Annotated in this window: 13 protein-coding genes and 2 pseudogenes; 6 read left to right on the forward strand and 9 right to left on the reverse strand. The window is 64.6% G+C overall.

Annotated features, from left to right (window positions below):
- The first annotated feature begins 8 nt into the window (after positions 1-8).
- Positions 9-257 carry a hypothetical protein gene (locus tag FOM02_RS31575; protein WP_027561921.1) on the forward strand — a complete coding sequence of 83 codons (249 nt, stop codon included), beginning with the start codon at positions 9-11 and terminating at the stop codon, positions 255-257.
- A 49-nt stretch (positions 258-306) separates the two neighbouring features.
- On the opposite strand, the gene FOM02_RS31580 is transcribed toward FOM02_RS31575, so the two are convergent.
- On the reverse strand, positions 307-930 hold the full coding sequence (locus tag FOM02_RS31580) for a helix-turn-helix domain-containing protein (RefSeq protein ID WP_027561920.1): 624 nt from the start codon (positions 928-930) through the stop codon (positions 307-309).
- A gap of 343 nt (positions 931-1273) precedes the next feature.
- Here FOM02_RS31580 and FOM02_RS31585 point away from each other — a divergent pair, with 343 nt between their 5' ends.
- The 3 genes and pseudogenes from FOM02_RS31585 to FOM02_RS31595 all read left to right on the forward strand — a co-directional run bounded on the left by FOM02_RS31585 (position 1274) and on the right by FOM02_RS31595 (position 4741).
- Positions 1274-2437 (forward strand): hypothetical protein, encoded by a 1164-nt coding sequence (locus FOM02_RS31585; protein WP_027561919.1) that lies wholly within the window; start codon positions 1274-1276, stop codon positions 2435-2437.
- Positions 2438-2818: 381 nt separating this feature from the next.
- The gene (locus FOM02_RS31590) at positions 2819-3244 is read left to right on the forward strand and encodes a hypothetical protein (protein WP_027561918.1); all 426 of its coding nucleotides are present in this window, start codon (positions 2819-2821) and stop codon (positions 3242-3244) included.
- A gap of 283 nt (positions 3245-3527) precedes the next feature.
- Positions 3528-4741: pseudogene (locus tag FOM02_RS31595) on the forward strand (EAL domain-containing protein).
- A 139-nt stretch (positions 4742-4880) separates the two neighbouring features.
- Here the strand turns inward: FOM02_RS31595 and FOM02_RS31600 are convergent.
- From FOM02_RS31600 to FOM02_RS31615, 4 genes are all read right to left on the reverse strand, one after another.
- Positions 4881-5165, reverse strand: a complete 285-nt coding sequence (locus FOM02_RS31600) for a hypothetical protein (protein ID WP_035730514.1) — start codon at positions 5163-5165, stop codon at positions 4881-4883.
- A 33-nt stretch (positions 5166-5198) separates the two neighbouring features.
- Positions 5199-5570 (reverse strand): hypothetical protein, encoded by a 372-nt coding sequence (locus FOM02_RS31605; protein WP_084334622.1) that lies wholly within the window; start codon positions 5568-5570, stop codon positions 5199-5201.
- 77 nt (positions 5571-5647) lie between these two features.
- Positions 5648-7087, reverse strand: a complete 1440-nt coding sequence (locus FOM02_RS31610) for a DUF1254 domain-containing protein (RefSeq protein ID WP_027561916.1) — start codon at positions 7085-7087, stop codon at positions 5648-5650.
- 289 nt (positions 7088-7376) lie between these two features.
- Entirely contained in the window at positions 7377-8237 is an 861-nt protein-coding gene (locus FOM02_RS31615) for a DMT family transporter (protein ID WP_027561915.1), read from the reverse strand.
- A 107-nt stretch (positions 8238-8344) separates the two neighbouring features.
- Between FOM02_RS31615 and FOM02_RS31620 the strand changes: the two genes are divergently transcribed.
- The gene (locus FOM02_RS31620) at positions 8345-9763 is read left to right on the forward strand and encodes a PLP-dependent aminotransferase family protein (protein ID WP_027561914.1); all 1419 of its coding nucleotides are present in this window, start codon (positions 8345-8347) and stop codon (positions 9761-9763) included.
- A 30-nt stretch (positions 9764-9793) separates the two neighbouring features.
- On the opposite strand, the gene FOM02_RS31625 is transcribed toward FOM02_RS31620, so the two are convergent.
- Together FOM02_RS31625 and FOM02_RS31630 are read right to left on the reverse strand one after the other, a co-directional pair.
- Positions 9794-10774 carry a Bug family tripartite tricarboxylate transporter substrate binding protein gene (locus tag FOM02_RS31625; RefSeq protein WP_027561913.1) on the reverse strand — a complete coding sequence of 327 codons (981 nt, stop codon included), beginning with the start codon at positions 10772-10774 and terminating at the stop codon, positions 9794-9796.
- A gap of 24 nt (positions 10775-10798) precedes the next feature.
- Positions 10799-12438: pseudogene (locus FOM02_RS31630) on the reverse strand (FAD-dependent oxidoreductase).
- 96 nt (positions 12439-12534) lie between these two features.
- Between FOM02_RS31630 and FOM02_RS31635 the strand changes: the two are divergent.
- A complete protein-coding gene (locus FOM02_RS31635) occupies positions 12535-13275 on the forward strand; it encodes a LysR substrate-binding domain-containing protein (RefSeq protein WP_265440553.1) in 741 nt (246 codons plus the stop codon).
- 24 nt (positions 13276-13299) lie between these two features.
- Here FOM02_RS31635 and FOM02_RS31640 read toward each other — a convergent pair whose 3' ends face one another.
- Both FOM02_RS31640 and FOM02_RS31645 read right to left on the reverse strand, forming a co-directional pair.
- Entirely contained in the window at positions 13300-14175 is an 876-nt protein-coding gene (locus tag FOM02_RS31640; RefSeq protein ID WP_027561910.1) for an ABC transporter permease, read from the reverse strand.
- Complete coding sequence (locus tag FOM02_RS31645; protein WP_027561909.1) at positions 14172-14957, reverse strand: ABC transporter ATP-binding protein; 786 nt, start codon at positions 14955-14957, stop codon at positions 14172-14174. The genes FOM02_RS31640 and FOM02_RS31645 overlap by 4 nt, the downstream gene beginning before the upstream one ends.
- Positions 14958-14981: the final 24 nt, after the last annotated feature.

The following is a 14981-nucleotide window of genomic DNA, read 5'->3' on the forward strand; positions in this document are numbered from 1 at the left end:
GGGTTTCCATGTTCACCTATGAGACCGCGGACCAGAAAGAGGTCCGTCGCTTCCGCATCGCGCAGTTCAACGGCCGCATGGCGACGGTGAAGTCTGGCGAGGCGACGGTGACTGGTTTCGTCCGTTCGGTGCTGGAGCAGGAATCGAGCATGCCGCCGCGCTGGACCATCACGATCATCCCCAACGCGCCGAAGGAAGAGCCCAAGCCGCTGCGGTCCGGCTCGCGCGCGCGTCCCTTCGCGGAAGACTATTTCTGAGCGCGGTCGGGGTTTCCGGCCTGTCTCAGGCCCGGGCAATACAAGGATCTCAATCGATCGAATGCAGCAGCGCCGCACGGACGAGGTCCGCGGTGTTGCGCGCGCCGAGCTTGCGCATCGCCTCGGCGCGATGGCTCTCGAACGTGCGCGGGCTGATCTGCATCCGCAGCGCGCCCTGCTTGTTCGAATAGCCCTCGCTGATCAGCCGCAGAACTTCGCGCTCGCGCTTGGTCAGCCGCTTCTGACCGGACAGGCCGATAAGCTCGGCGCTGGGCAGGCGCTGCGGCTGCGCGGCGCGGGCGGGCTTCAATTCGGCGTCTTCGGTGCTGGAAGGGGCCGGCAGGACGCCCTTGTGAGGACCGGCAAGCTGCTTGACGAGGCCGCAAACGCGCTCGGTCTGCGCCAGCGCATTCTCCACCACCCGCTGCAAATAGGCGCGGTCGCTGGTGACAGGCGCGAGCTGATCGCTGTGATGCTTGATCTCGCCCATGTAGAGCAGCAGCGCAGTCAGGGGCCCGTTGAGCTCGCGGGCGATGGCGGCGGCCATTTCGTCGGCGGCCTTGGCCCGAGCCGCGTGCAGGCGGACGAAATCGAGCTCATCAGTTGGAGCAGCGCCGCTCTCATACCATTCCGACGGCCGCGAATCAGTGGCCGTATCATTCTGTGACCCCATGTGATCCGTTTACCGGAACCCACCCCGGTCTGTGGTTAACTTTTTGCTCCGTAAGACTACGGTGATTTTGACCGTTTTGTGCTGAAATGTCGACATCGGCACAATTTGTGCTTGCGGGTCGCCGCTGTTCACCGCGCCAGAGTTGAGATTTCCGGTCAAAGCCCGAACCGGCGCGCGGCAACCGCCTTAACCACGGCGTCCCGGCCGGACCGCGCGGCTCCTGGTTTTTACGGATTAATTAACAATGACTTGCTTCTCTTGGCAGGATTGAGAGCGCGCAAATGCCTCCCCGCCTCGGGCCTGCAGGGTTCTTGCGGGAAACGCTGCGAAAGAATTGCGTGCCATGAACGAGATCAATCGGCTGTCCGAGTTCTTGCAGAGGCTGACGCCGCTGTCGCGCAGCTGCCTGCTCAGCGAGCTCGAGCGGCTCGAGCTCTGCGGCATCGACATGCCGGGCTCGGCCGAGATCCAGGCGCGCCTGCGCGCCGAGTTTCGCAAGGACGGATCCAACCAGGCGCGCGCCACCAGCCCGTCGCGTTATTTCTTCGCGCCGCTCGAGCTGCTGCTGATCGACGGCGCGCCCGAGCATGCCAATATCGGGCGGATCTCGCGCAACACCCTCACCCCGATCTGGGAGTGGATCTGCCGCGACCTGCTGCCGACCATGGCGCGCGACTACATCAAGGCGATCAACGACCAGGTCGCCGCCAACAACCCGAAGGAAGTGCTGAAGACGGCCTCGATCTTCCAGACAAAGGTCATCAAGGTGCTCGAGAACACGCTGGCTTCAGCCGAGAGCACCGAGTTCGCGCGCGGCAAGCTCGCGCAGTACACCGCCTCGCGCGCCGCCTTCGACGACGTAAGAAAGATGCAGCATGTGCTGCGCGCCGGCGACGCGCTGCCGAAGTTCAACGAGAAGCTGCCCGAGAAGATCGCGAAATTCGACGATGGCCAGGTCGCGCAGATTACCGCGCAGCTCGACGCCTTCAAGAAGGCCCATCCCGAAGCGCTGCCCTACGCACTGACGCTGGTGGCACGGCGCCTGAAGACGTCCTGGCAATTGGTGCGCCTCGCCACCAAGGCGGCCGCCAGCAAGAGCGCCGCCGACGTCGCCGCGACGCCCTATGCTTGCGTTGTGCCGATGGTGCTCGACAGGCTCGACGACAAGCGCCTCGCCCTGCGGGTCGCGCTCCGGCACAACCGCGTGCTGGTCGCGCGCGACCTGCTTGCCGAGATCTACGACACCGAGCATGCGCTCAAGATCCGCATCGACGGCATCGAGACCAGCGAATGGGGCGTCCGCCTTCAGCAATTGATGGACGCGATCGCGGCACTGGTGTCCGCCGAGGTGAGCCGCTTCCCCTCCAATGTCGGTCACATCCTCGGCTCACGACGGCTACGCAGCCACGACACGCTCGGCGGCAAGCTCTCCTATCTGGCCTGGAAGGGACGCGACGCCGTGCAGGACGGCGCGGCGGCGTTTCGCAAATTGATCGGGCAGACCTAGAGCATGATCCGGAAAAGTGTGCAGCGGTTTTCCGACGAGATCATGCTCAAACGATAAGGCGCGCAGCTAACGCGGCAGGCACAGGAAGCGATCCATAAATCGCCCTGACAGCACGAATCTGAACCACCAATAGACCATTCGCCGCATCGACATAGCTGTAATCCTCGACAGCCCACCACCGGCTGTGCGGAGCAATAGCGCAGGTGCAGCAAGGCGCATGTGAGGTATTTCACACTTCGGCCGTCGCGGCCGGACGCATTGTCGCAGAACTGTCACGAGCGCAGACGGAACATGCGCGCATCGCGCGAAAATGAGTTCGTCGCTCACGGCCGCTGCAACTATCCTCCGATGCTCCGCAGAAGCATTGAGAAGGAGGTCGCGATGAGACCGGCTCGATTGACATTGACGATGGTGGCGCTGCTCACGGGCGCGCTGGCGCTCACATCGGCGACGACGGCGCAGACGTCGCCGCCGCAGGGCAATGCGGCGCCGACCGCGGACAACGCTGTGCTGCTCACCGTCTTCTTCAAACACGACCAGTCCCGCCCGCTGAACGAGCTGAACGCACAGCTCGAGAAGCAAGGCTACTACAAATCCTTCCCGCCGCCCGGCGTCGAAGTCGTGAGCTGGTACGTGATGATGGGGATCGGCCAGGTGATCACGCTGCGCCTGCCGGCCTCGCGCTTACGCGAGGTCAATCGCGTCATCGAGGACACCGCGTGGGGTCCCTACCGCACCGAGTTCTATCCGACCTACGATTACAAGGCGGTCGGGATGGCGCAACACGACAAGGCCACAAGCAATTGAGGCGTCCATTATTCAATTGGGCGAAACGCAAACGGCTTCGTCCTATTGCAGGACACCGATGCTTCCTGCGCACGGACCGCGACGCGCGGGAATCTTCGGCGATGACGGTGTCACGCAACCGTCACGCACGCTCAGACGTAAAAACTTCTCTAGCGACATCCGTACAATTTTAGACGTGCTGAGCGCTTTAACGTTACCCAGATAATTCAACAATCGGCTGAAGCTCTCCATATTTGAAACTGCTCCCATCGCTAACACCGGTCGCGGAACGGGAGTGGTTGCGATGAACGATGAACTTGTAGAGCTCGCCGGACGAAGGCCCAAAACCTTCGGGCGGCGAAAAATGATGCCGCGCGCATGCGTCGCCGACAGCAAGCGCCATCTGCGCGCTTTCCTCGCCGAGGTGCTGGAGGATCTCGGCTTCGTCACCAGCGAATGCGCCAACGCCGAAGAGCTGCAAGCCGTGCTGACCGCCGACTTGCCGGACCTGATCCTGCTCGGCATCGCCGCCGACGGCATCGAGCCCGGGAAATTCCTGGAGACGCTGGTGCGCGAGGCCTTCGACGGCAAGGTTCTTGCCGTGGGCGCCGCGAGTCGATCATCGTCAAGGCGGTGCAGCAGGTCGGCGAGGAATATGGCCTTGCGATGCTGCCGCCGCTGACGACGCCCTTTGCCGCGGAGACGCTGCGCGAGCGCATCGCGATGCTGCTGCCGGAGGAGCCGGCGCCGAGCCCGGCCGTATATGTCGGCGAGGCCCTGCATGCCGGCTGGCTCGAGCTCTGGTACCAGCCCAAGATCGACGCGCGCACGCTGATCCGCAGCGGCGCCGAGGCACTGGTGCGGATGCGGCATCCAACCTGGGGCGTCGTACCGCCCGCCTATTTCATTCCCGAGCCCCACGATCCGCATCTGCGCGACCTGTCGGAATTCGTGATCGAGCGCGCCGTGCAGGACTGGCACTATCTGCTGGAGCAGCAGAGCCCGGTCGATCTCTCGATCAACCTGCCGGCATCATATCTGAAGGAGCCGCAAGCCGCGCGCGACCTCTGCCGTCGCATGCCGACGCATCCGGCCTTCGGCGGATTGACGATCGAGATCGACAGCGAGGAAGCGATCCGCGACCTCGATCTTCTCGCCGAGGTCGCGCGCGAGGTGCGCCTGCACAATATCGGCCTGTCGATCGACAATCTCGGCGCCAACTGGCCGTCGCTGATGGACCTCGACAAGATTCCCTTCATCAAGCTGAAGGCCGACCGGCACTTCGTTACCGGCAGCGGCAATGATCGCCTCAAGCGCACGGTGTGCCGCCACATTGTCGAGCTCGCGCACGGCTACGGCGCGGGCACCATCGCCGAAGGCGTCGAGAGCCGCGCCGACCTCGTCGCCGCGAACGAGCTCGGCTTCGACCACGTGCAGGGCTACCTGTTCGGCAAGCCGATGCCACTGAAGAAGTTTGCACGGAGCGCGCTGACGCGGACCGTGATGGGAGGGGAGTGAGGCTATCGCCTCATTCAAACCGCCGCGCGACGCAGAGGGCGGCGCGCGCGGTCGCGGCGATCAACTCTCAAGGACAGCTCGGCTGGTTGTTTGAGCCTGATCTTTCGGAAGACCGCTGCACACTTTTCCGGATCATGCCCTAGCGGCAGACCCAGACGCCATTGACCAGCACGCGGGCACAAGCTGGCGCCGCGACAGCGGCTCCCGCGGCCGCTGCGCCCACCGCTGCTCCACCGACGACGGCACGGCGCGTCGTTCGACGCGCGACGCCGGCGACACTCGCTGGAGTCGCCGGTCGCCCGACGCGGGCCTCTGCGCTCTGGATCGAGAATGAAAGGCCACCGTCTTCCGACCACTGCACCGCGCCCATGGCTGCGCAGACGATAATGGCACCGGCCAACCAGAAATGAGTTCCGTGTCGCATGACGCCCTCCTTCGCTTCAGGTTTCTGACAGAGCTATTTCGCATTTCGGTTCTTGCTTGCGCCCTTGAGAGGCGCCGAGGGCCGCGGGTTCGCCGATTCAGCAGCCTGAATACAAGACAGAAGATCAACGTAGCTTTGAGCGTAGGGGACTGAAGTTGCCTCGGCTTCGCAGCGATCCCGGACAGGACCGGCATTTGCGGTCCAAAGGGCGCTCAGCTGTTGCTGCGCGTCTGTTTCATCGCTCATGCATTCCTGGAGGCTCTGACCCAGAACGACTCCATTTGCCTTGTCATCAGCCACCGTCGCCTTGCACAGCACCTCCACATTCAAATGGGGGACGCGGTCAGAAACAGGCGTGACCGGTTGGCCTGCGAGAAGTGCCGCCGACAAAAGCGCAACCTTCATCCTGAGCTCCTCAGGTTCTGCCAGACCTTAAGCTGGAGCTGCTGCCGGCGTGGCTCCGCCCTGCTGGCCCCTTGCGATCAGCTGCTCGCAACCCTCCTGACGGCCGGCGGAGACCAGCTGCCGTTGATGATCGAAGGCGCCTTCTCGTTCGGCCAATACATCCGCAGCATCAGCACGAACTTGCCGGCGGGTGCGGGGAGCCAGTTCGATTCCTTGTCCGCTCCGGGCGAGTCCTTCTGGATATAGAGGTCGATCGTTCCGTCCGGATTCGACTTGAGATTCTGACGAGCACTGATCGAATAGCGGTTGATCGGATTGGCGACGAAGAAATACTTCTCGTCGTACATCGTCAGCGACCAGAAGCCGCCGACAGGAGGAAGCTGCCCCTTCGGGAAGCGCATCACATACTTGTTGCTGCCGACGTAATCTTTGCCATCGATGTCCTTCTGCGACGTCGGATAGCAGGCATCCTGGATCCGGTTGGCACCGAGCCCGATGGCTGTGACCAGGGCGCGATTGAGGTAGTCGGTGCCGTAGACGCCGGTCTCCGTGTCGAATGCCCAGCCGTTCGTGTTCCTGATGGCCTTGTTGACCTTGAACTGGATCATGATGCGGTCGAAACCGACTTGCGGGATGCGCTTCGCAAAATCGGCGTCGAGTTTGCTGGCGTCAAAATCCTTGCCCGGAACGAGACCGATCTTCGCGAATTTGGCCAGCTCAGGAGCGTCGGCGGCCGCCGGCGGATTCCGCTTCATCAGTTGAGCCAGAAGGCTGAAATAGGCCACGGCGTCCATACGATTGACCTGCTCGCGCACCGCGGTGGTCATGTCGATCGCCGAATCGACTTTGCCAGCTGGAGGCGTGTAGGGTTTCCCGTAGGCGCTCAGGGGGAAGAGCTTGCACTCATCCTGGGCGGCGTGCACCGCCGCGTAGTCCTCAGGTGTGCCGGTACAGTAGATGCGACCCAGAATCCATACGATGCTCGTGGGCGACTTGTATTCCTTCACGCCGGCAGGCAGCTTGCCTTTCCACCCCGGGCCTGTGATCGCATAAGTCTGCGCCCTGGTACCCGTCGTGCGCTTGCCCGGGACCTGGAATACGTTTGTCCAGCCATCAAGCATTGGAAACAGAAAATAGCGGTCCTTCATGTCGGGAATCCCGACGACCCAGGGCTCGTCTCCCACGTCGATCCACGCACTGGTGTAGAGCGTATCCGCGTTCGGAGCCGTCACATCCCTGAAGCTTGCGTCGGGATAGGTCCGCAGCTTGATGAATTGCCCCATAGGCCCGCGCGTGCCCTCGACGGAGGCCACATTGGTCATGACCCGTCGCGTTACCTCCATTGTCACGAGTGGATAGCCGAAGACGTAGGCATCAGTGGCAAGCCAGAAATCTTCGCCACCTTCGACCGCGCTCAACAAAGGACCGTCGTAATCCGCTCGGCCGACCGAGAGTGCAAGTGCCGAGATCGCGCTTCCCAAACTGCCAGACAAGAGATTCCGACGAGTCATGTTCATGACGCTACTCCCAAACCTGGTCTGATCTCGAAAGCTCAAACTGACCATGGACACCCCCGCAGCGATAGGCGGATTTCTGTCAGTCGAGCGAGGATGCCGATCACAGCCCCATCAGCAAACCTGCAGGGTGTTACCGGCCATGTGCTGTTACGTCATTGCGAAGAAGGCACGCGATGCATCGGGGAGGTCACTCTCCTCGTGCAATGAGATATCGCGCGCTGGCACGGACGTTGATCTAGATCAACGTTGGTGCTCGCAATGCCTGGTCCGAAATTGCGCCGTATCGAGCTCACGCGTACCGCCGTGCGAAGAACACGCAGGCGACCACGAGCGCGGTCGCGGCGATCATGCTCCAGGCGACCGGCTCGTGCAGCAGCAGACCCGCGAGCGCGAGGCCGAAGAACGGCTGGAGCTGCTGCAACTGACCGACGCGCGCGATACCGCCGATCGCAAGGCCCCGGTACCAGAAGATGAAGCCGACGAACATGCTGAAGACCGAGACATAGGCGAGCCCGATCCAGGCCGGCGCACCGACGCCGCTCCACGTCGGCGGCCATGCCCAGATCGCGACCGGCAGCATCAGCGGCAACGCAAGCAGCAGTGCCCAGGAGATCACCTGCCAGCCGCCGAGGCGGCGCGACAGCGCGGCGCCTTCCGCATAGCCGAGGCCGCACAGCACGATCGCGGCGACCATCAAGAGATCGCCGATGAGCGAAGCCGAGCCGTCGCTGGACATGGCAAAGCCCGCCACCGTCGCGCTGCCGAGCACGGCGAACAGCCAGAACAGCGGCTGCGGCCGCTCGCCGCCGCGCAGCACGGCGAAGATGGCAGTCGACAGCGGAAGGAGACCGATGAAGACGATCGAATGTGCCGAGGTGATGTGCTGGAGCGCGAGTGCGGTCAGAAGGGGGAAGCCGACCACGACACCGATGGAGACGATCGCGAGCGAGGCGAGATCCTTGCGCTCCGGCCGCGCCTGACGAAGCAGGAAGAGCACGGCCGCACCGATCAGCGCGGCAATGATCGCGCGCGCGGAGGTCAGGAACAGCGCGGAGAAGCCGCCGACCGCGACGCGCGTCGCCGGCAGCGAGCCGCTGAAGATGATGACGCCGACAATTCCGCTGCCCCAGCCACTGCCCGCAGATTGCATTTTCGTCTCGCTTGTTGGGTCGCCATCCTCGGCGTTCTGCGCTGGCGAGACCAGCGACAATCCAGTACAATCTGGCAAAACTGTATGGATATGGAAGGCAATACACCTTGGACGGCACGGCGCAGACGAAGGGACGCGGCGGAACGCGCACCCTTGATGTGATGAGCGCGATCCGCGCCAAGGTCGCGGGCCGCGCGCTCAGTGCCGGCGATCGCCTGCCCTCGATCCGCAGCCTTGCCGCGACGATGAGCGTCTCGCCGTCCACAGTGGTCGAAGCCTATGACCGGCTCGCCGCCGAAGGCCTGATCCGCGCCCGCCGCGGCTCGGGCTTTTACGTTTCGCCGACGGCTGCGCCGCCGCTGGCACTTGCCGAGGCCGAGCCGCGCCGCGACCGCGAGGTCGACCCGTTCTGGGTCTCCAGGCAATCGCTCGATACCGACACGGCCGTGCCCAAACCCGGCTGCGGCTGGTTGCCGCCGGACTGGATGCCCGAAGAAGCCCTGCGCCGCGCCACCCGCGCACTGGCGCGGACCGAGGCGAGCGTGCTGACCAATTATGGCTCGACGTCCGGCTCGCTCACGCTGCGCCGTCTGCTGCTCGCGCGCCTCGCCGAGGACGGGATCGAAGCCGCGATCAACCAGCTGATGCTGACGGGCTCGGGCACGCAGGCGACCGACCTGATCTGCCGCTTCCTGCTGCGGCCCGGCGACACCGTGCTGGTCGACGATCCCTGCTACTTCAATTTTCGCGCGCTGCTGCGCGCGCATCAGGTCAGGATCGTCAGCGTGTCCTACACGCCGTCGGGCCCTGACATCGCGCGCTTCGAGCAGATCCTCGGCAGTGAGAAGCCGCGGCTCTACATCACCAATTCAGCGCTGCACAACCCGACCGGCGCGACGATCTCGCTCCAGAGCGCGCACCGGCTCCTGACCGCGGCCGCGAGCCACGACCTCACCATCATCGAGGACGACATCTTCGGCGACTTCGAGCCGGAGCGCTCGCCGCGCCTGACCGCGCTGGATGGCTTGAACCGCGTGATCCGCATCGGCAGCTTTTCCAAGACGCTGTCGGCCTCGGTGCGCTGCGGCTACATCGCCGCGCGGCCCGACTGGATCGAGCATCTCGTCGATCTCCAGGTCGCAACCAGCTTTGGCGGCCCGAGCCCGGTCGCGTCCGAGATCATCGCGAATGTCCTGGCCGGCGGCAGCTATCGCAAGCACATGGACGAGCTCCGGCAAAGGCTCACGCGCACGCGCCGCGACATCGCGCGAAAGCTTCAGGCCCTTAGCATCGAGCCCTGGCTGATGCCGCGCGGCGGCTTCTTCCTGTGGTGCCGCCTCGCGGGCGGGCAGGATGCCACGCAGGTCGCCCGCGCGGCGCTGAATGAGGATGTCGTGCTCGCGCCCGGCAACGTCTTCAGCGTGTCGCAGACCTCGCAAAACTTCATGCGGTTCAACGTGACGCACATGAACGAGCCGCGGATCTGGGACGTGCTGCGGCGCGCGTTGATGGCGGCGCCGGCATGATGGCCGACGAGAAGGCGCCGCGGACGACATTCAGTTCGCCTTGATGCCGGCCTCGCTGATCAGCTTGCCCCATTTCGTGCTTTCATTCTCGATGAAGCGGCCAAACTGCTCCGGCGAAGTCGGCGCGGGCTCTGCGCCGAGGGTCCGGATCTTCTCGGCAACCGACGGGTCCTTCAGCGCCTTCACGAAAGCTTCGTTCAGCTTGCGGACGATGTCGGGCGGAGTGCCGGCCGGTGCAACGAGCCCGAACCAGCCTACGGATTCGAAACCTGCGATGCCGCTCTCGGCCAGCGTCGGCACATCGGGCAGAGATGACAGACGGCGCGCCGAGGACACGCCGATCGCGTTGAGCTTGCCTTCGAGGATCAGCTGTTTCGATGCGGGAATATCCAGCACCGCGAAGGGGACGTGGCCGGCAAGGACATCGACCGTCGCCGGCGCGGTCCCGCGATACGGCACCAGCTCCATCGCGATGCCGGTCTTCTGCGTGAACAGCGCCGCCGTCAGGTGCATCGCCGTCGAATTGCCGCCATGTCCGATCGACAGCGCACCCGGCTTTGCCTTGGCAAGCGCGATCGTCTCCGCCGCCGAATGCGCCGGCACGTTGGCGGATGCAACGAGCACGAAGGGGATTTCCGCAAGCAGCGTGATGGGCGCGAGCTGCTTCGGATCGAACGGCATCGACGAATTGAGGTGCGGGTTCACCGTCAGCGCGCCTGCCGGCGCGACGCCGAGCGTGTAGCCGTCCGGCGCGGCCTGTGCGACCGCGGCCATGCCGATGTTGCCTCCGGCGCCAGCGCGGTTCTCGATCACCAGGCCTTGCTTGAGCTCGGCGGTGACCACCGGCTCGAGCGCACGGATGACAGTGTCGGCGCTGCCGCCGGGCGGGAAGGTCACGATGATCTTGATCAATTGCTCCGGATAGGCCGCCTCGCTGGCCTCAAACGGCAGCACGGCGAAAGTCGCGGCCGTCAGCATGGCCAGGATGCGGCGCCTTGCAACGTGATACACGTTCCCCTCCTCGATGCGTTCTCGTTACGCCGCCGCGGCGGTGATGCGCGCCAGCAAGCCCAATGGATTTTCCGGCGCGAGCTGCCCGCGCCAGGCAATGTGCTGGTCGGGCCGCACCAGCACCAGTTTTCAGCATAAGCGCCATTGGCTTCGTCTGCGGCGATGTCGACCAGCGCGAGCGGCATGCCGCGCTCCGCCGCGGCGGATTTCAGCGGAGCCACGTCGATCGCCGGGTCGAGCCGCAGCAAGGTGTAGCCCGGCCCGAACGCGTCGTAGAGCGACCGCCCATCGCGCAGGAACAGATGCGGCGCGCGGGCGCCCGGCACGGTGGAGGGGGTAAAACTGCCCATCGTATAAGCTGGCGGAGTTTCGCCGTCATAGGCGATGATCGGCGAGGCATCGTAATAGTAACCGAAGTTGAGGCCGGCACAGCAGTATTGCTGCACGTTGAGATCGTAGGCGGCTCTGGCCAACGCCGCGCGCGCCGCGTGGCCGCGCGGGGTGTCGTCCTCAATCTCCACTGAGACGCCGCCGCGCTGCGCCATCATCTTCATCGCGTGATCCATCGCAAAGCGCGACACCTGCTCGGTGATGGGCTGACGCTCCGCCTCGTAGGCATCGAGAATCGCGGCCGGCGCCCAGCCGTTGAGATGCGCCGCCAATTGCCAGCAGAGATCGACGGCGTCCGCAATGCCCGCATTCATGCCGTAGCCGGCATAGGGCATCCACAGATGCGCAGCGTCGCCGCAGATGAACACCCGGCGATCGCGGAAGCGATCGGCCACGAGGCGGCGTCCGACCCAGTCCTCCTTGCTGAGGATTTTGTACTCGAAGCGCTCGTCCACACCGAGAATGGCGCGGATCGACCAGTCGCGATCGACAGAATCGAATTCAGGCTCGTCGGGCCTCAGATGGTTGTGGATCAGCCAGCGGTCGTGGCCGTCGATCGCAACCGTCGTGCCTGAGCGCCGTGGGTTGAGCGAGAGCACCATCCAGGCCGGCTTGTGCGCGCCCATCAGCTCCTTCAGTTGCGGTGCCTCGATGAAGGTCGATTGCACGCGCTGGATCACCGGCGTGCCGGACAGGCTCGCACCGATCGATTTGCGGACGAGGGAACGGCTGCCATCGCAGCCGATCACGAAGCTGGCTTCGATGCGAAGTGTCTCTCCGCTGTCGAGATTGCGCGCCTGCGCGACGACATGGTCGGCATCCTGTTCGATGTCGGTGATCTCGGTGCGGGCCAGAATGGTGATGCGCGGCTGTGCGGCGGCATGGCCGAACAGGATCGGCTCGAGATAGAGCTGGTTGATCCGGTGCGGCGGCTCGGGCGTCGGCCACCAGGTGTCGGGGCCGCCGGTGGCGCTGTAACGGCGCGCGCGCGAGGGAATGTCGATGCGGCAGAGTTCGATGCCGGTCGCCGTGGTCCGGTACGAGCAATCGTTCGGGAAGTCGGCGGGAAGCCCGGCGTCGCGCAGCTTGGCGGCGACGCCCAGCCGGCGGAAGATCTCCATCGAGCGCGCCGAGACGTGATTGCATTTGACGCTGGGCGGATCGCCGGCATGGCGGATCTCCGCGACGATAACGTCGATCCCGCGCGAGGCCAGGTCCATCGCCGCGGTCAATCCCACGGGCCCGGCGCCCACGACCAGCACCTGTGTCCTCATGCTCGTTTCCTCTTGCCCAGCGGCTTCACCGTCCGCACAGCATGCATTTTATTGCAGGCTCGCTTATAAGATAAGCCAGAAAGAACTCATCAATTCATGAGCGTTGCCTATGAATGTCACCTTGCGGCAGCTGCGGGCCTTCACCGGCGTGTACCGGACGCGCAGCATCACGCACCTCGACAGCCCTCTGAAAGGGGTGAGCGGCCAGGAGGGGGCTGCCGCCGAGCCGCCTTCCTCGCCTCGGCCGGCGCCGCCTCGGCGCTGCTGCCTCAGGTGCTGGCGATATTCCGCGCAGCCCATCCCGACATCGAGATCGACATGCGGGATGTTGCCGCCGACGATCTCGTTCCGCGCCTGACCGCGACCGATGCGGAGTTCGCGATCGGCAGCGTCGAAGGCGAATTCGCCGACATGACGATCGAGACGTTGACAAGCGGGCGCCTCAGCGCGATCGGCCGCCGCACCGCCGACTTTGCCGCGCGGCGTTCTCTCACATGGGACGAGCTGGCGCAGATGCCGACAATCGCGATGCGCCGCGAGACGCGGATCCGCATCCAGATCGACCAAGCGCTCGGCGCGCAGGGCAAGCACCTCGATCCGACCTATGAAGTGACACTGATCAACACCGCCCTCGCCATGACCGCTCAGGGGCTGGGACTTGCGATCCTTCCCGCGACCATGCTGCCGGCCGACCAGTTTCCGACACTGATCGCGCGGCCGCTGGTGCGCCCGGCCATCACCCGTCCGGTGTCGCTGCTCCAGCGGCAGGGCCGCACGCTTTCGCCGGCGGCGCACGCGTTTGTCGCGACCGCGCGGACGGTGTTGGCGAGACCGTGACAAGGACTTGCCGCCGCGGTCCGGCTATTCGGCGAGATTGTGCTGCTGCCAGCGCAGCAGGTAGGCCTGCAATCGCCAGATCAGCGCGGACAGCGCAACCCCGACCAGCATCAGCACGACGACTGCGACCATCATTCCCGAGGCCTCTGCACGCGCCTCGGACTCGATGATCAGGCGCCCGATTCCCCGTTCCGCGCCGATGAACTCACCGACGATCACCCCGATCAGGGCGAAGGAGATCGCCGGCGTCAGCGAGGCGAACACCCAGGCCATGGTCGAGGGGATGACCACCGTGCGGGTGATCTGCCATTCGCTGGCGCCGAGCAGCCGCGCCGCATTGATGAAGCCTTCATCGATCGAGCGGGCGCCTTCGAACGTGTTGAAGAACACGAGGAAGACGACCACGATCCACGACGTCACGACCTTCGAGGTATCGCCGATGCCGAAGGCGAGCACGATGATCGGCGCCAGCGCGATGCGCGGGATCGAATTCACCGCCGTGATGAACGGCTGGAAAATCGCGCTCAGCCGGTCCGAGCGACCCAGCACGAGGCCTGCGGCAAAGCCGCTGCTGACGCCGGTCACGAAGCCGAAGAAGGTGTTCTTCAGCGTCACGGCGGTCGCGATCCAGAGATTGTTCTCGGATCGCGCCATGCAGCGGGCGAATTCGCCATTGAACCAGCCGTTGAAGACACCGAGCTTGGATTTGAGACAGCTCAGGATCAGGAAATGCTCGAATATCTCTGAAGGCTTGGAGATGAAATAGGGATCGAGCAGATCCGGCACCAGCCAGGGAAGGCGGCCGTGCAGGTCGTAGCCCCATTGCCAGATCGACAGCAGCGCGACGCAGATCAGCGCCTGCCATGCCAACGTCCTGCCCGCGTGGCGCGATCGTCTCATGGCTTGCGGCCCTTGATGAACTCCTCGCCGAGCGAGTGCCAGATCAGTTGGAACAGCTCGGCATAGCGCGGCGTCTCCCGGATCTTCACCGCGTTGCGCGGACGGGCAAAGTCCACCTCGAAACTCTCCTTGATCCGGCCCGGCCGCGCGGAGAACAGGATGATGCGGTCGGCGAGCGTCAGCGCTTCGCCGAGATCGTGGGTGACGAACAGCACGGTCTGCTGCTCGCGCTCCCAGATCCGAAGCAGCACATCGTGCATGTCGATCTTGGTGTGGGTGTCGAGCGCGCCGAACGGCTCGTCCATCAGCAGCACCTGCGGCTCGACCACCAGCGTTCGCATCAGGGCGGCGCGCTGGCGCATGCCGCCCGACAATGCGGACGGGTAGGCGTTGCCAAAGCCCTCGAGCCCGGCCTGCTTCAGGCACGCATTGACACGATCCTTCCGCTCCGCCACCGGGACACCTGCGAGCTCGAGGCCGTAGCCGATATTGTCGGCGACAGTGCGCCAGGGGAACAGGGTATCGCGCTGGAACACATAGCCGACATTCGGCGTCGCCTGCCCGTGAATGACGGGCGTTCCGTCGATCAGGATCTGACCGCTGGTCGGCTTGAGCAGCGTCGCGATCATGTTGAGGACGGTGCTCTTGCCCGAGCCGGACGGTCCCAGGAGAGCAACGAATTCGCCGCGTCGGACGTTGAAGGAGACGTCGCGCACCGCCTCGATGGACGTGCCCGCCAATTGGAAGGTCTTGCACAATCCGCGCACGTCGATGCGCCGCATGTCTGGCGGCGCATCGAGCTGCGG

The organism is Bradyrhizobium sp. SEMIA, from assembly GCF_014844175.1.
Lineage (GTDB): Bacteria > Pseudomonadota > Alphaproteobacteria > Rhizobiales > Xanthobacteraceae > Bradyrhizobium > Bradyrhizobium arachidis.